Origin of the sequence: Vibrio sp. 10N (assembly GCF_036245475.1) — a bacterium.
In the GTDB taxonomy this organism is placed as follows: Bacteria; Pseudomonadota; Gammaproteobacteria; order Enterobacterales; family Vibrionaceae; genus Vibrio.
On sequence record NZ_BTPM01000001.1, the window covers coordinates 2,781,999 to 2,798,832 of the forward strand.

The 16,834-nt window shown below is 48.3% G+C and carries 15 protein-coding genes; 6 read left to right on the plus strand and 9 right to left on the minus strand.

Features of this window, described 5'->3' with window-relative positions:
* Positions 1–8 precede the first annotated feature (8 nt).
* The 3 genes from AAA946_RS12960 to AAA946_RS12970 are packed head-to-tail and all read left to right on the plus strand — an operon-like array spanning position 9 to position 3,681.
* Positions 9–1,586, plus strand: coding sequence for an ABC transporter ATP-binding protein (locus AAA946_RS12960; RefSeq protein ID WP_338165225.1), 1,578 nt, complete (start codon positions 9–11; stop codon positions 1,584–1,586).
* On the plus strand, positions 1,583–2,713 hold the full coding sequence (locus AAA946_RS12965; protein WP_338165226.1) for an ABC transporter permease: 1,131 nt from the start codon (positions 1,583–1,585) through the stop codon (positions 2,711–2,713). The genes AAA946_RS12960 and AAA946_RS12965 overlap by 4 nt, the downstream gene beginning before the upstream one ends.
* A 2-nt stretch (positions 2,714–2,715) precedes the next feature.
* Complete coding sequence (locus AAA946_RS12970; RefSeq protein ID WP_338165227.1) at positions 2,716–3,681, plus strand: ABC transporter permease; 966 nt, start codon at positions 2,716–2,718, stop codon at positions 3,679–3,681.
* 60 nt (positions 3,682–3,741) lie between these two features.
* Here the strand turns inward: AAA946_RS12970 and prfC are convergent, their stop codons facing one another.
* On the minus strand, positions 3,742–5,331 hold the full coding sequence (gene prfC, locus AAA946_RS12975; RefSeq protein WP_338165228.1) for a peptide chain release factor 3: 1,590 nt from the start codon (positions 5,329–5,331) through the stop codon (positions 3,742–3,744).
* Positions 5,332–5,671: 340 nt separating this feature from the next.
* Here prfC and AAA946_RS12980 point away from each other — a divergent pair, with 340 nt between their 5' ends.
* A complete protein-coding gene (locus AAA946_RS12980) occupies positions 5,672–6,850 on the plus strand; it encodes an MFS transporter (protein WP_338165229.1) in 1,179 nt (392 codons plus the stop codon).
* An 84-nt stretch (positions 6,851–6,934) separates the two neighbouring features.
* Here AAA946_RS12980 and AAA946_RS12985 read toward each other — a convergent pair whose 3' ends face one another.
* Positions 6,935–8,071 (minus strand): BamA/TamA family outer membrane protein, encoded by a 1,137-nt coding sequence (locus tag AAA946_RS12985; RefSeq protein ID WP_338165230.1) that lies wholly within the window; start codon positions 8,069–8,071, stop codon positions 6,935–6,937.
* Positions 8,072–8,396: 325 nt separating this feature from the next.
* Here AAA946_RS12985 and AAA946_RS12990 point away from each other — a divergent pair, with 325 nt between their 5' ends.
* Positions 8,397–10,010, plus strand: coding sequence for a transmembrane adenylate cyclase (locus AAA946_RS12990; RefSeq protein ID WP_338165231.1), 1,614 nt, complete (start codon positions 8,397–8,399; stop codon positions 10,008–10,010).
* A gap of 68 nt (positions 10,011–10,078) precedes the next feature.
* Here AAA946_RS12990 and AAA946_RS12995 read toward each other — a convergent pair whose 3' ends face one another.
* The 7 genes from AAA946_RS12995 to ubiT all read right to left on the minus strand — a co-directional run bounded on the left by AAA946_RS12995 (position 10,079) and on the right by ubiT (position 14,502).
* The gene (locus tag AAA946_RS12995) at positions 10,079–10,528 is read right to left on the minus strand and encodes a hypothetical protein (RefSeq protein WP_338165232.1); all 450 of its coding nucleotides are present in this window, start codon (positions 10,526–10,528) and stop codon (positions 10,079–10,081) included.
* A 9-nt stretch (positions 10,529–10,537) separates the two neighbouring features.
* Entirely contained in the window at positions 10,538–11,305 is a 768-nt protein-coding gene (locus AAA946_RS13000) for an SDR family NAD(P)-dependent oxidoreductase (protein ID WP_338165233.1), read from the minus strand.
* A gap of 195 nt (positions 11,306–11,500) precedes the next feature.
* Complete coding sequence (locus AAA946_RS13005) at positions 11,501–12,292, minus strand: hypothetical protein (protein ID WP_338165234.1); 792 nt, start codon at positions 12,290–12,292, stop codon at positions 11,501–11,503.
* Between the two features lie 171 nt (positions 12,293–12,463).
* Positions 12,464–12,898: a ribosomal protein S18-alanine N-acetyltransferase gene (gene rimI, locus AAA946_RS13010; protein ID WP_338165838.1), complete on the minus strand. Its 435-nt coding sequence runs from the start codon at positions 12,896–12,898 to the stop codon at positions 12,464–12,466.
* Between the two features lie 16 nt (positions 12,899–12,914).
* Positions 12,915–13,346, minus strand: a complete 432-nt coding sequence (locus tag AAA946_RS13015) for a DNA polymerase III subunit psi (protein ID WP_338165235.1) — start codon at positions 13,344–13,346, stop codon at positions 12,915–12,917.
* A gap of 129 nt (positions 13,347–13,475) precedes the next feature.
* Positions 13,476–13,991, minus strand: coding sequence for a GNAT family N-acetyltransferase (locus tag AAA946_RS13020; protein WP_338165236.1), 516 nt, complete (start codon positions 13,989–13,991; stop codon positions 13,476–13,478).
* Complete coding sequence (gene ubiT / locus AAA946_RS13025; protein ID WP_338165237.1) at positions 13,975–14,502, minus strand: ubiquinone anaerobic biosynthesis accessory factor UbiT; 528 nt, start codon at positions 14,500–14,502, stop codon at positions 13,975–13,977. Before ubiT ends, AAA946_RS13020 begins: the two co-directional genes overlap by 17 nt.
* Positions 14,503–14,681: 179 nt before the next feature.
* Between ubiT and AAA946_RS13030 the strand changes: the two genes are divergently transcribed.
* Positions 14,682–16,721, plus strand: coding sequence for a putative bifunctional diguanylate cyclase/phosphodiesterase (locus AAA946_RS13030; RefSeq protein WP_338165238.1), 2,040 nt, complete (start codon positions 14,682–14,684; stop codon positions 16,719–16,721).
* The last annotated feature ends 113 nt before the right edge of the window (positions 16,722–16,834 follow it).

A 16,834-nucleotide genomic window follows, 5' to 3' on the forward strand; every position in this document is an offset into this window, starting at 1 on the left:
AGTATCTAGTGACACATGGACAACCTATTGCCATCGAACTCAAGCAGATCGATAAGCGATTTGGCGCGGTGCACGCCAACAAATATATCGACCTGAAGGTTCCTCAAGGCACGATTCACGGCATCATTGGTGAAAATGGTGCAGGCAAGTCCACTCTTATGAGTATTATTTACGGTTTTTACCACGCAGATGCAGGCGAGATGACTGTCAATGGCAAACGTTATAAGCCAGCGAACTCGCAAGAAGCCATTAAGGCCGGCATCGGCATGGTGCACCAACACTTTATGTTGGTAGAGACTTTTACCGTACTCGAGAACATTGTTCTCGGCGCTGAAGATGGATGGAAGCTACAAGAAAGTCTTGGCAAAGCGAAGAAGAAACTCAAAGCACTGGCCGAAGATTATGGCCTGGAAGTCCCTTTAGACGCCGTTGTTGGCGAGCTTCCTGTTGGTCTTCAGCAGCGAGTGGAGATCTTAAAAGCGCTTTATCGCGGTGCGAAGATCTTGATCCTCGATGAGCCAACGGGTGTTCTAACACCTCAAGAAGCAGATCACCTATTTAAGATCCTCGACAAACTTCGTCAGCAAGGCACCACCATTATGATCATCACGCACAAACTGCGTGAAGTATTGGCGATCACCGATAACATCTCCGTCATGCGCCAAGGGGCGATGGTGGAACATGTGGTCACCGCAGACACCAATAAAGAGCAACTGGCTGAGCTGATGGTAGGACGCAAAGTTCGCCTCAAAGTCGATAAGTCAGAGGCCACTCCAAAGAAAGAACTGATTAAAGTCGACAACTTACAGTATTTCGATGACGCAGGCGTCGAGCGCGTGAAAAGCGTGAGTTTTGGCGTGCGCCAAGGTGAAGTGGTCGGTATTGCCGGCGTATCGGGCAATGGTCAATCCGAAATTCTCGCCCTGCTTTCCGGTATCATCCAGCCTTATTCTGGCAGCATCGACATCAACGGCAGCCACATTGATAAGCACACCGTACTTGATCCGCAGCAGGTTCGCGCGATTGGCGTCGGTCATATTCCTGAAGATCGCCACAAGCAAGGGCTTATCAACAAGTTCGAGGCGCAGGAAGCCTATATCCTCGGCTATCACCACCTGCCGCAATACAACAAAGGTCTTCTGCAAGACAAGCAGGCCATCAAAGAGAGTTGTCAAGCGAGCATGGATAAATGGGATGTGCGCCCTAACGACACGACTCTGAAAACCGCCAACTTCTCCGGTGGTAACCAGCAAAAACTGGTGATTGCCCGTGAAATGGAACAAAACCCGGATGTACTTTTGGTTGGGCAGCCTACTCGTGGTGTTGATATCGGCGCCATAGAGTACATCCACCAGCAGATCATCGCTGCGCGTGATGCCGATAAAGCGGTGCTGTTAGTCTCTGTTGAGCTTGATGAAATCTTGAGTCTTTCTGACCGAATTCTTGTCGTGTTCGATGGCGCGATTGTCGGCGAAGTCTCGATTAAAGATGCCGACGAGAAAACCTTAGGTCTTATGATGGCAAACATTATGCCTGACCACCTTAAACTGGCAGCCGCCAACCAGCCACAAGGAGAAAGTGCATGAGCCAAGCAAAAGTTCCAGCTTGGGTAACCGTGGCTCTGCTACCAGCGATTAACGTGTTGGTTGCATTCCTAGTGTCTGCCCTGCTGTTTATGTATATCGACATCAATCCCATTGATGCCGCAAAAGTGATGTGGACGGGCGCCTTTGGTTATGCCGAAGGTTTTGGCTACACCATGTATTACGCCACAGGTTTTATCTTTACCGGTCTTGCTGTTGCCGTCGCGTTTCACGCGGGTTTGTTTAACATCGGTGGTGAAGGTCAGGCTTACATTGGCGGTCTCGGTGTGGGGCTTATCTGTCTTACCCTTGGCGAGTATGCCCCTTGGTATATTGTTTTCCCAGTAGCGATTGTTGTCGGCGGCTTATTTGGCGCAGCGTGGGCGTTTATCCCTGCTTATCTGCAAGCCAAACGCGGCTCTCACATCGTTATCACCACCATCATGTTCAACTTTATCGCCTCATCGCTGATGGCGTACTTGTTGGTCGATATCCTCAAACCAGAAACCACGATGGCGACGGAAAGCCGTGTCTTTGCGGCTTCAAGCTGGCTGCCAAAGATGCATGAAATCCTCGCGGTCGTTGGGATTGAGATGTCGCCAAGCCCAATGAACCTAAGCTTTATCTTTGCTCTGCTGTGCTGTCTGTTCGTGTGGCTACTGATGTGGCACTCACGCTGGGGTTATGAGATCCGCTCTGTGGGCTCTAACCCTTCAGCTGCCAACTACGCAGGCATCAAGTATGTGAAGATCATCATCTTGACCATGCTTATCTCGGGCATGCTGGCTGGCTTCTTTGGCCTCAACGTGCTTCAAGGTGAGCTACACCAAATCAAGCTGAACTTCGTTGAAGGCTTTGGCTTTACCGGTATCGCCGTTGCACTGATGGGTCGTAACCACCCAGTGGGTGTACTGCTGGCAAGCTTATTGTTCGGCTTCCTATACCAAGGTGGTGCGGAGTTGAGCTTTGAGTACGGTGTTGACCGAAACATCGTTGTGGTGCTGCAAGGTTTGGTGATCCTATTCTCTGGCGCTCTTGAGCACATGTTCCGCCCTTCTCTAGAGAGAACTTACCTCAAACTGTTCGGCAAAAAACAAGCTGAGCAACAAGCAGAGAAAGGAGTCGCTTGATTATGTTTGAAACGATTATTCTCATGCTTGATGCCACGCTACGTGTGGCAACCCCGCTTATTCTTGCCTCGCTTGCAGGTATGTTTTGTGAACGCTCGGGCATCGTTAACATCGCTCTAGAAGGCAAACTTCTGGCGGCAGCATTTACTGGCGCTGCGACAGCACATGTCACAGGCTCCGCTTGGCTTGGTCTGTTTGCAGGTATTGGCGTATCGGTATTACTTGCCCTGCTCCATGGCTTTGCCTCGATCACCCACCGCGGTGATCAGGTGGTCAGTGGTATGGCAATCAACATCCTCGCGGCTGGCCTCACCATCACCCTTGGCCGTCACTGGTTCCAACAAGGTGGTCAGACACCAGCACTATCGGGCGACGCACGCTTTGCGCCTATCACCTTCCCGGGCGCAGATGCGGTAGCGGATGTGCCTGTGCTTGGTCTGCTTTACTCAGAGCTTATCAGTGGTCACTCAATCCTGGTTTACATGGTGGTCTTCATCGTCCCAGCGTGCTGGTACCTGCTGTTCAAGACTCGCTTTGGACTTCGTCTGCGCGCGGTAGGTGAATCGCCATCAGCCGTTGATACCGCAGGTATCTCAGTGGTTCGTATGCGCTACGCTGCAGTCGCTATTTGTGGCGTGCTAGTGGGTATCGGTGGCGTTTACTTATCCGTGGCACAAACGGCTCAGTTCATTCCAAACATGAGCGCAGGTAAGGGCTATATGGCTCTGGCGGCGCTTATCTTTGGTAAATGGCGTCCGTTTACGGCAATGGGTGCCTGTTTGCTGTTTGGCTTCTTGGATGCATTGGCGATTCGTATGCAGGGTGTGTCGATTGGCGAGTTCCCTATTCCAGTACAAGCCATTGAAGCCATACCATACGTGCTTACCGTATTCTTGCTGGCAGGGTTTATTGGTAAGGCGGTGGCGCCTAAGGCGATTGGGGTGCCTTATACTAAAGAGCGTGAGTAATAACTCGGCTCTAAACAAAAAAACCGCTCAATCGAGCGGTTTTTTTAATTTTATTCAGTATTAATGCTCACGCGTCGCGCGGAACTTAATATCTGGGAAGCGTTCCTGCGCTAAGTTCAGGTTCACCATAGTCGGTGCAACATAACTTAGGTTGTCGCCACCATCCAACGCTAGGTTGGTTTGGTTCTTGCGCTTAAACTCTTCTAGCTTCTTATCGTCGTCACACTCAATCCAACGTGCAGTCGCAACGTTAACGCTCTCATAAATAGCTTCAACGTTGTACTCGGATTTCAGACGCGCAACAACCACATCAAACTGAAGTACACCCACCGCACCAACGATCAAGTCGTTGTTCTGTAGTGGACGGAATACCTGTACTGCACCCTCTTCAGATAGCTGAACCAGACCTTTCAGTAGCTGCTTCTGCTTCAATGGGTCTTTTAGGCGGATGCGACGGAACAGCTCCGGTGCGAAGTTTGGAATACCCGCGAACTTCAGAGATTCACCTTGAGTGAAGGTGTCACCAATCTGGATGGTACCGTGGTTGTGAAGGCCGATAATGTCACCCGCGTACGCATTTTCTGCGCGCGCACGGTCACCCGCCATAAAGGTGACTGCGTCAGAGATGCTGACGTTTTTACCGGTACGAACGTGGTTCATCTTCATACCTTGCTTGTAGGTACCCGATACGATACGCATGAAGGCGATACGGTCGCGGTGTTTCGGATCCATGTTTGCTTGAATCTTGAACACGAAGCCAGAGAACTTCTCTTCTGTCGCTTCAACGTCGCGTTCGTTCGCTTGGCGAGTTTGCGGCGCTGGAGCCCACTTAGTCAGACCGTCTAGCATGTGGTCAACACCGAAGTTACCAAGTGCGGTACCGAAGTAAACGGGTGTCAGCTCACCTTTTAGGAATGACTCAAGGTCAAACTCAGGGCATGCACCCATTACGAGCTCAAGCTCTTCACGCACGCTTTCTGCAAGATCAGCGCCTACTGCTTCATCAAGATCTGGGTTATCAAGACCTTTGATGATACGTACTTCTTGGATTTCATGACCATGACCTGATTCATAAAGAATCGTTTCGTCACGGTGGATGTGATACACACCCTTAAACTCTTTACCACAACCAATTGGCCAAGAGATTGGCGCACACATCATGCCAAGTTCGCTTTCTACTTCGTCCAATACTTCCATTGGATCGCGAACGTCACGGTCGAGTTTGTTCATGAAGGTAACGATAGGCGTATCGCGAAGACGGGTAACTTCCATCAATTTACGAGTACGATCCTCGACACCTTTTGCAGCGTCGATAACCATCAAGCAAGAGTCAACCGCCGTCAGTGTACGATAGGTATCTTCCGAGAAGTCTTCGTGTCCTGGGGTATCGAGAAGGTTAACCAAGCAGTCGTTGTATGGGAACTGCATCACGGAAGTTGTTACCGAGATACCACGCTCTTTTTCCATTTCCATCCAGTCCGATTTCGCGTGCTGTGCACTGCCACGGCCTTTTACTGTGCCTGCTTTCTGAATTGCGTTTCCGAATAACAGTACTTTTTCAGTAATGGTGGTTTTACCCGCATCCGGGTGAGAGATGATCGCAAAAGTTCTGCGCTTAGAAACTTCTTGCTGAAATTGAGGATTTGACATGAATCTCGATCTTCTTGGTTTGTAGAATAGCGTTTGAGAGTATTGGCTCAACCACTACTCGAAGGCGTCGAAAAAATAATGGGCGCTATTTTCACCGATCTAGCTTTGATTCTCAATCACTAGTTTCCTTCAAGCTGCCTGAGGCCGTCTTGTCGCTACTCCACGACTTAGTAACTTACTGCCTCTCTTTAGGTAACAACGAGTTACACACTGCTTAACGTCAAGCGACTTACCTATACTGTTTTCCGCTACTTGAGTTTCGATAGCTAAAGGCATGGCTCATGGGTTTAGCTATCGTAATTTCACTTTGGCCTCAGTGCCCTCAATTTTGGAAAATATCATGAAAACCTTCAAACCTTGGTACATCGCTCAGATGTCAATTGGTGTTGTGCAATGGGTAGGCATTGCTTTGTTGCTCACGCCACTCATTATCGAACGTACTGGCAGTGGCGCGCTCATGGGCAGTGTCATGTCATTGATTGGTCTATTTGGCATCAGTGCCCCTCTCATTGGTTGGCTTGCTGACAAATATGGCATTCACCGTCAGATGCAGAAAGTTGCCCTTTTTTCACACCTGCTATCCTTGGTACTGCTTTATTTCGCGCAAACTGAAACCTATACCTATCTACTTGTCGGTCTCAGTATTGGGGTAGGTACTGTTTCATTGTTAGTTCTCAACCCAACGTTTGTTCTCAATTCAACACCAGAAAAAGAGCAGGCACGCAGCCTTAGCCGACTGTTCCAGTTTCAATTTTTAGGTATTGTCATTGCAGGAACCCTGCTGGGTGCAGTGAGCCTACTAGGTTGGAGTAACGAGCAAAAACTTCTCATGCTAATGGCGCTGGTGTGTATCTCAATCATCACTGTGTTTGTCTCACCGCCACCCAAAGTGCAAGTATCTGCGATGGACGAAGCGACTCAAAGTGATTCAGCGGCAGAGCACTCGAATAAGAAAAACATCACGGCGTTTGTGCTTTTTCTTGCGACTGTGTTCGTCTCAATGTTCACATCAAGCAACTTAATGGAAACAGGCCCTCTAGTTATTAAAGAGGTCTTTAACGTCGATCTTGGACATTCAGCGTTTGGGCTCGCAGGCTCCGCGGTCCTGACCATGTTACTGCTCGAGCCTGCGGGGCGATTAGCAGAAAAAAGCAGCCCATATCTAATTTGGATGGTCGCACTGGGTTGCTACGCTGTGACGGCTATTGGCCTCTGGCTGGCTATTGGCACCAATGTTCCTAACTTATTGCCTATCTTACTCATCGTGCTGCTGATGCAAGCTATTTCATGGTTCGATATGGTGATTCCGGCGATTGCCGATGAGCTGAGCCCTAGCACTCCAGCGCTCACACAGGGCATTCTGATGTTTGCTATGGCATTTGGCTTTGGGGTTGGTACTTTTATCGCTGGGCAGCTGATTGATATGGGTGGCTTTGTCTCGGTCGTAGACTACTGCGCCGCAAGTATCATCATCACTATGATTTTGGCACTGGCGACACTGTTGTTTAAGCGTAAATAGGGACAGGGCACGTCGGGTACTTCACTAAGAAGCCTTTCATTTGAATACAAAAGTGGGCTGGACAATTCCAGCCCACTTTTTTGATCAGAGCTGCCAAGCGTGACCAACGGTAATGTAGTATGCCCACTCCTCAGGGCCTTTGGCTGCATCGACACCCACTCGCATATTGAGCTGGCGCGCGACTAAGTAACGAAAGCCGCCACCAACAACGCTTTGATAGTCTGCGTCAGAAAAACTCTGACCATCCTCTACTGCTTTGCCGGTTCCGGTAAAACCAACAATCGACCACCGCGGCGTCACATCATAACGAGCTTCTAGCTCAGCCAATGCCATATCTTGGCCTTGATAGCGCATTGCGGCAATACCACGCATGCTAATAAATGGTCGTGCATAATATGGGGCATCGTCACTTACCGTTTGATAGTCGCCACGCACACCGATGATGAGATCCTCTCGCACTGGTGCAAAGTAATTCACCTGAGCTCGCGCTTTTTGGTAATCCACATCGCCGCCAAAGGCTGTATTGTGAAAATCCGTACTGAATTTCGCTTTGAGGCCGTCATTCGGAGTAAAAATCGTATCGCGACTGTCATAAGTCACTTTTAGCTCGACACCAGCATCTTCGAGGTCAAAATCAATCGGTGGGATGCTTGGGATATCAAACCCAATATCAAAGGTGCTTTTTGAAGAAAGAAGTGAGTATTTCGCACCAACAAACCAATTACTGCCAGCAATCCGATAGTCAATGTCCTGCATAAAGTAGAGACCATCAATGTTGAAATCGAACGGCACATCGCCAGCGTAATACTTTAAGTTAAACGAACCGTAAAACAGGCCGCCTTGATAACGCCAAGTATCTTCCTGCCAAGAACCAAAGTGAAACGCTCCGGTGAGCCAAGAGCCATTTTCAGTTCCCGCGGCTGCGACCGCTGTTACGCTAGGTGGTAATCCAACCACTTCATCAGGGTTTTCTTCACGAAGCTGCTTGCGCTTTTCAGACTCATGGAAAAACAACATTGCAGCGCCACCACCGACGCCGACCGCAGGATCGGTGATGATAATAGGCACAGGCATAAAGCCAATCGCATTGTCCAACACCCACTGGCTGGCATCGAACATGCCGTCTTTGGGATCGATGAATTGCTGCATCGCCCCTACATTTGAAGAAACACACAAGGCTGAAATTGCTGCCAGAATTATCCTACTACTCGTCTTTTCCATGACCTCTCCTTGCACGCAAAATGCACAATATTACTGGGTATTGATAGTTACATAATAATCACGTTTAGATAACAAAAGCCACTGAGTTAGCGGCACTTTTTAGTAAAAATGTCAGCCTCCCCCCTCGCTGTAACCATTTAGCTCGTCTATAGTTAGTGATGATAAGTCTATGGTTTAGATTATTATTTTAACGGCATGCATACTTTTATATTGGTATGGGTAGCGAGTGATATCTAGTTTTTCATTAAGAAGTGAACTCGTTACTATTTTTCAATGTCCTAAAGTGGCAAAATACCAAGATCCTACAAAAAGAGAGTCAGAAACGGTGTCAGAACAAGCTCCATTAGATATTCGAATCGATGAAAATCAAACCCGTGTGAAAGATCAACTTAATCGTATTCTTTCCAGTAAAGCGTTCGACCAAAGCCCGAAGATGAAACAGTTACTCTCTTTCGTCGTTGAGCAAACCTTGGCGGGTAATGGAGACCGACTCAAGCAATTTACCATTGCTACCGAAGTCTTTGACCGTGACGCCGATTTTGATCACCAAGCTGACCCTATTGTACGTATTCAAGCTGGCCGCGTTCGACGTACACTAGAAACGTATTATCTAACAGAAGGCGTGAACGACCCACTGGTACTGTCGATCCCTAAAGGACGCTATAGCCCAATCTTTACGCCGCAGATCCCACAAGCAGCACGTCAATCGACGACATTAGCGCAAATGGTGGGGGACACCAACCGATCTCTCAACCCAACGCTCACCGTTCTCCCATTTTTGTCACTCTCCGATGACGCGGAAAAACGTTTCTTTGCAGAAGGTTTCGGTGAAGAGCTCGCCACTGAACTGGCTCGTTTTGACATGCTAAAAGTGGTGTCGATGCACGCGTTAGGCGATACCAATATCGATCCTCGCACCTCTGCCGACGTCAAAGGTCTCGGTGAGAAGCTCAACGTATCCTTCATTACGTCAGGCACCATGCAAGCGCTTGGCAATAAGGTACGCATTTACGCCAAGCTATATCGCACCGACAGCGGAGAGCAGGTTTGGGCGGAGAAATACACCTGTGATCTTGCCACTGACGATCTTTTTTCAGTACAAGATGACATCATTGCAGAGATCGTTGCAGAACTCGCCTCAAGTTTTGGCATTATCCACCGCGAGATCTACGCCAGCTGCAATCAGAAAAAGATTGAACACCTGTCAACGTACGAGGCAACGTTACGTTATCGTCACTATCTGATGACTCTGACTGAAGATACCCACCTGCAAGCTATGCAAGCACTACTCAGTGCAGTGCAAAATGAGCCAGACATTGCTCTGCTTCACGCCATGCTTGCTGTGCTCTATTTCGATGCAGAAATGCTGGGAATGGGACAGGTCGACAATGCGGTCGAAACCGGCCTGAATCACGCTCGTCGTGCCGTGGAACTTGAACCAAGTAATCAAGAAGCACAAATGGCGATGCTCATGGCTTATCAGCTAAAAGACGATGTGAGTGGTATTGTCGAAACCGTTGATAAAGTGCTTGATATCAACCCAAATGCCGCCTACCAAATCGGCTTGTGCGGTTGGGCATTGTGTATGGCCGGTGAGTTCGAGCGAGGCCTTGAGCTGTTAGGAAGCTCTAAAGCACTCAACCCATTCCGCCCGCCATGGTTCTCACTGGCGTCTGTGGTTCATAAAATCATGCAAGACGACTTTGACGGCGCAGAGAAGTCCATCAGTAAGCTGTCGCTACGCCGCCTATTTTGGGTACCAATGCTCAAGGCTGTGATCCAAGTTTATAAAGGTGAGTTCAAACAAGCGCAAGCCAGTTATAAAGAGATGTTGCAAATCCGTCCCGACTTTGAAGGTAATGAAGAGCGCTATCTCGGCGCATTTATCTCCAGTCAAACAATTAAAAATAAGTTACTGGAAGGATTAGCTCGCCTGTAACCACGCGAGCCACAGACACAAAGCAAAAGAGAGCCAAACGGCTCTCTTTTTTGATGCTGACATCAAGGCTAGTAATCGTAGATATCATCGTCATAAGCATCTTCAAGATACTCATCTTCTATTTCTTCTTCGATGATTTCTTCAGTGATGTATTCCTCTTCGATCACCTCTTCAGCAATGATCTCTTCTGCGATGTACTCTTCTTCAATATACTCTTCGGCCAAGTACTCTTCTGCAATGTATTCATCTTCAATAATCACATCGGTCGCGACTTCACATTCGGCTTCATAGTAAGCGCCATCAATTGCACCGCCAACCGCACCAGCGCCGCCGCCAATCAAAGCGCCGGTTTTCGCCCCTTCGCCACCATCGACAATGCCGCCAACAATCGCGCCAGTCACTGCACCGTCAACTGCGCCAACAACAGCGCCTTCTGCTTCTTGATCACAGTAATAACCAAAGCTGACCGAGCTAATCATCATCAAGCATGCGCCGATAATTAGACTTAATTTATTCATGTTACGCTCCTATTGCGCTAATTGGTTGTATGCATCAATACTCATTCCAGCACTGAATCCGCCGTCGACACCAATCGACTGACCGTTCACGAAACTGCTGTCTTCTGACGCCAAAAAATGCACTACCGCCGCCACTTCTTCGGGTTTAGCAATGCGCCCCAATGGCACCGCACGTTTTTCCATACGCAACTGTGGCTCACCGCCTGAGGCATAAGCTCGCGGCGTATCCACAGACGTTGGACAAACCGCATTAACGCGAATTTGTTTGGTGCCAAGCTCTAGAGCTGCCGTTTGAGTAATGCCTAACACCGCCCACTTTGAACTGGCAAGCGCGCCAAGGTATGGCACCCCTTGAGTACCCGCAACAGAGGCAATATTAATAATGCTGCTGCCCTTTGGCATATAAGGCACCGCGTGCTTAATGGTTAATGCCGTGCCAAGTGCGTTGACTTCAAAGTTGGCGTTATATTCGGATTTTTTTGACTCCATAATGGTGCTATAGCCATTCGTCGAGCCAGCACAGTTGACCAGCACATCAATCTGTCCATAACGCTCAAATGCAATCGCCATTAGCTCACTTAACGAAAACTCGTCAGTCACATCAGCATACACATAATGGGCGTCTAGGGTTTGCAGCGCAGGTTCATTGGCATTGATACCCGCAATCATCAGCTTGGCCCCCGCGCTGAGCAGGCGCTTAGCAATAGATTCGCCGATACCTGAGGTACCACCAATTAATACAACGACTTTGTCAGTGAGCTGAAATGGCATAGACATGCTGCGTCCTCATTGATTACACGCGGTTAATATTTGACTGTGACTTAGTGTATCGATTGTGTTGGACAGGGAGCAGTTAGTAACTGGAAACGATCCAGTAACAGGCAGTAAATAGGTTGAAAAATAAAGATAATTGAGAGGAGAGACTAAGGCATCCTTGCCTTAGAGTTGAGAGGAACTGTTTAGGCTACTGGGTTAGAAGAACCAAGTCGCACCGATACGGACTTCACGGTTACCATCTAGGTGCTTTAGACGTGACTCACCACCAGCTTTAAAGAAGTGCTCAGAGTACGTCACATTACCCCAAATACTGCCATCTGATGTGAGTGGCACACCACCTTCGAAGTTAAGCTCAAGCGACTGCTCGTTCTTACCAAATGCGTTGTTGTAGTTCGCGTACTGTGGGTTCACGGTTACGTAGTGACCTTGCTCAGAGAGATAGAACGAGTTAAACCAGTTCGCCTGCCAACCATTTTCAGAACGACCGTTATCGTACTCGTTACGCATTACCGCCACATTTGGGTAAGACACCCAGTTTTCAAATGGTGTGATGACTTTTGCTACCGCACCCACTGCCGCTGTTTGCTGAGTACCGCTTTGCTTAGCTACCCAGTTTGAGCCATAGCTGATGTAATCAAGGGAGAAGCCGATTTCAGGAAGCACTTCTGAACCAGTGGCGTGTACTTGGAAGTAACGAGCACGGATACGAGAGAGACCAAAGTCCTTCGACTTGCCTTCTTGTCCATCTAGGTTGGTTTGAAAGTCAGTTTCAAATTGACCTAGGTAACCAATATCCTCGTTGTAAGAGCCTGCCATGTTCAGTTGCAGACGAGTAAGGCCATCTTTGCCTTTCGCACCAGAATCAACTTTTAGGTAGGTTTGTGGGCGAGTCACGTCAGCTGGATCATTAGTTTGCTCTTCTGTCGCTTGCGCATTGAACGCTAGCGCGGCAAGAACTGCTGCAGAAAGAGTTGAAAAGTGCTTCATGTTTTTAATCCCATGATTATCAATAATTGCTGGGAAGTATGAAGCACTGGTAGGGTAATCGAAGTAACTCTGGGTAATGTAACCTATTTGAATATTAGAAAGCTTAGACCGCCTTCTATTGACCAATAAGATATAAGGAGAAAAACAGACTAACGCAGGACACCAGGAGCACTACGCAGAAAACAGAAAGTGATAGCACATAATCACCGCATCTTCGCGCCCTTGCTCTGTCGGGTAATAGTCACGGCGCCTGTCCACCTCATTAAACCCCTCCGAAGCGTAAAGTGAAACAGCAGCGGTATTACTTTCACGCACTTCCAGCCAGGCGCTTTCTGCTTGGCAAGAGTCACAGTAGTCCATTAAATGCTGAATCAATTGACGACCATACCCCTGCCCTTGGTGACGTGGCGACACAGCGACGTTAAGCAGTGACACTTCCCCCACGATATTCTGAGCATAGAAGTAGCCGACGACTTGGTCATTAACCAACATCACCACATTGTGAGCACCACGACCATTAAGGTCACGTAACATCGAGGTTTTCCATGGATGGCTATGTGCTTGCTGTTCGATGACCACCACATCATCGAGGTGTGATTCGGTCATCTCAGTAAAAACGGGGTTATTGCTTGGCACGGATCTGGTTCCAAAGTTGTCGCTTATGCCCATCTTGACCTTCAATCTCTGCTAACAGTGGCGAATTCAAGGTGAGTGGCGTATCGGAAAGCGAATGTTGCTCGGCCCACTGACTCAAACGTTCGGGCGCTGATTCTACACCTGCAAACCACACCCAACGCGGCATCGGCGTGGCGTCCAGTTGGGTAAGCATATCCGGCGTAATGTGCATTGCCTGCGAAAGGTCGAGCTTCATGGCTTTGAGTATTTTCTCAAAAAAGACAACCTTGTCGCCTTGTGGTTTGACTGGCGAGACAAACAATAACTGACAAGATTCAGGGACTGAAAATCGGGCTTGGGCGCTGTGCGGCACACGTTCTGGGTGCATCAACTCCCAGGTTTGAATACCCATCAACTGTAACGTAGTGCGGTTATGCATAGGTTGGCCTGTGTAGCAGGTTTGAGCAACGGTTATAAAGCGGTTGAGCGAAGTGTAACAGAGCCTAAATGGATCACCAAACCTCAAGTCGGTCATAGGACTACAACCAACTTGAGAGGATAGAGGTGACTAGAGGGCTAAAAACTCAGGGCTGTACTCAATAGTGCCTGTCTTACCCGCTAGTAATGCGGGAATGGTCTCCTCGGTCAGAGACTGTACTTGAAAAGCCCCCTCAGGCACTTCCCATTGACACGTCAGACCGAACTCACTTGCTGATGTAAAACCAAGCTTGGCGTAGTAATTAGGATCGCCAAGCACCACACATGCTGGGTAGCCAAAATCCAGTAGCGTCTCAAATGCCTCTTTCACCAACGACTTCGCAATGCCTTGCCCTTGATGGGACTTCGCTACAGCTAGCGGCGCAAGTCCTTGCCAGGAAAGCTCTTCGCCATCGATCGCAACAGGCGAAAACAACACATGACCAATCACCTCTCCTTCGTCACTGCAGGCAACCAAAGACAAGGTTAAACGGCTATTCTCTCGCAGTGCCATCACCAAATTGGCTTCAGCGTCTGTTTCGAAAACCGATTTTAGAAGGCGGTCAATCGCCAGAATATCGGCAGGCGCCTCAGTTCGAATAAGCATTAGCAACCCCATTTACGTCTGATGTTGGCTGCAACCCTTTATGTACGAACTCAGCCAAGTGCATGAGAGCCGATAACATCGGCTTTGGCAGTGCATCCAAATCCACACTGTCCATCAAGTTCTTTACCTCAAGCCCGAGTTCCGTATCTCCTTCGATACTCAAACGGCGCTGGAAGAACAGCGTATCTGGGTCTTCCTTACGACCAGCAATCAACACTAAGTCATTCAGATCGCCGCTAAAACTGACGTTTTCCTGTTGCTCGCGTTCAGCGACAATAAGCGATTCATCACTGTAGGAAATGTACCAACTGAGGTTCAGATCACGAATATGAACTTTCAACCACTTATCTTCAAGAAAATCGAAGTCACCATCCTCAAGTGCTTCTTTAAAAACGGTTTTTAGCCCTTCAAGCAGAACCCGGTTCTGAACTTTGTTCGGCAGAAAATTGACGGGGGATCGCAAAATTTGTGCTGCGTTTTTAACTAGTTGACTACGAATCTTGTCTAACACGCGGTTTTTCCGTTAGTTTGTACTTTAGAAACGCCATAATACGGTATTCGTACAAAAAAAATCCTGTTGTGTGTCAAATATTTTTTGCTTTTATCTTTACCCTTTCCTAACTGATAAATCACAGTTATAGTGTGTGGGTTACTGATATATAAGCGCTTCAGAGAACTGGTAGTACATTGATGTCATCCAAATTGTTAAAGGAATACTTTGCTAAGCTAACGTCTAATAGCCCCTTCTTTTTTGCTATTTTAGACGACGAGCACCACTATTGGATGGTCAATGATCGCTATTGCGATGTAGCCGGTCTCACCCACAGCGACCTCATTGGTATGAATGATAATGAGGTACTCGGCGCACGCTTCTATCACCAGCTCAAGCCATATTATGAACGTGCTTTTCTCGGTGAATCGATTGAAGCGGAAGTCACCCTTGACGAGTCAGACATCGAGTCTAGTCTGCATTTTAGTGTCTCCCCGATTGAATTGAACGGCGTGGTTGAATATGTGGTCTTTCATGCCATTGATACCTCTGAAAAACAGATCATTACCCGTTCGCTCGAAGAATCCGAAACTAAATTTTTAAAGCTGACGGAGCTAATTCCCGATGGCCTGCTGCTGGTCGAAGATGGCTGCATCATCTCGGCTAACCCTGCGTCCGCACGTTTGTTTGGCTACTCAAGCCACGGCGACTTACTTGGGGAGTCTCTCACTCGTTTGCTTCGCAATGAAAATAGCAACCAACGTGTACAGCTCAATTTCAACCAAATCGATGCCAAAACACCGCTGCATTTCATGACCAGTGACTATTGTGGTAGCCAGCGACGTTTGGCACTGCATGTCGATACGGCGAACTTATTCGGTGCCAATGCCCATTTAATATTGGTGCAAGATCTTGACGAGAAACCTAGCCCGGTCACCCAAAGCAGTCACGAAGATGCCAACATTGACGCGCTAACCAAACTCTACAATCGACTCGGCTTTACCCGCTGCCTCGATCACTTTATTGAGGCTGGCACTCCGTTTGTCATGCTCTACCTTGATATAGACAACTTCAAAAACATCAACGATTCACTCGGCCACCACATTGGCGACCGAGTGATCCAAGAAGTCTCGGCACGTCTTAAGCGCTACTTACCGCAAGAGGCGGTGCTCGCTCACTTAGGCGGTGATGAATTTGGCATCATTTTGCCTGAGCCCGATAGCAATATCGCTGCAGACGAACTGGCAGAGAAAATCATCGGCTTGATTAATCAGCCCTTCGATCTACACCACTTTAGTAAACGACTAGCCTGCTCCATCGGTAGCGTACAGTCGCCTAATGATGGCAATGATGCGCGAATCCTGCTGCAAAATGCCGACACCGCGATGTACGAAGCTAAAGCGCGCGGTCGCAACCGACTAGTCAAGTTTAATGACCAGATGAACAAAGAGGCGCGAATGCGTCTATGGCTGGAAATTGAACTGCAAAAAGCGCTGCAGCAAAATGGTCTAGAGGTTTGGTATCAACCTAAAGTTAACGCGCGCGATTTCAGCATTAATGGCGCAGAAGCTCTGGTGCGTTGGAAGCACCCTGTGGAAGGCTACATCAGCCCGGCCTCTTTCATCCCAGTTGCTGAGCAAGCTGGCTTAATCGAAAGTCTTGGCCGCGTGGTCATGCGCGATGTATTTACCACGGTAAAACGCTGGAAGCTGCAGGGCATTTTGCCTGGACGGGTGGCGATCAACTTATCCCCAGAACAGTTTGGCAACCCTAAACTCATTGACTACATGGAGCGCCTACTGCGTAGCACTGGGCTTGATCCTAGCTGTATCACCTTCGAGCTGACCGAAAGTGCCGTCATGAGCAACAGCGAACATACACTGCAAATGCTGAACTCCATTAAAAAGCTTGGTTTTGCACTGTCAATTGATGACTTCGGTACGGGCTACTCTTCGCTCTCGTATCTAGCCCATTTCCCTATTGATGAACTTAAGATCGACCGCGCATTCATCATGGATATTGATACCCTGCCTAAGCAGCTAACGGTGATTGAAAACATCATCAACTTGGGCAAATCACTTAACTTGTCGGTTGTGGCCGAAGGAGTGGAAACGCGTCATCAGGCGACGCTGCTGTCAAATCTCAACTGTAACTCTATTCAGGGTTTCCACTTCCACCGTCCGCAACCTAAGCACGAAGTGGAAGCGCTATTTGCTCAAAATCGTCGCCACCGAAACTAGTTATAATTGTTATCCAAAGAGGCCAGATGTTGACCTTTCAGCAAACTTACCTCTTTGGTGTTAATTCATTGCTTATTAAGCGAAACCTGCCTTATATCAAACTCGCCTACAGT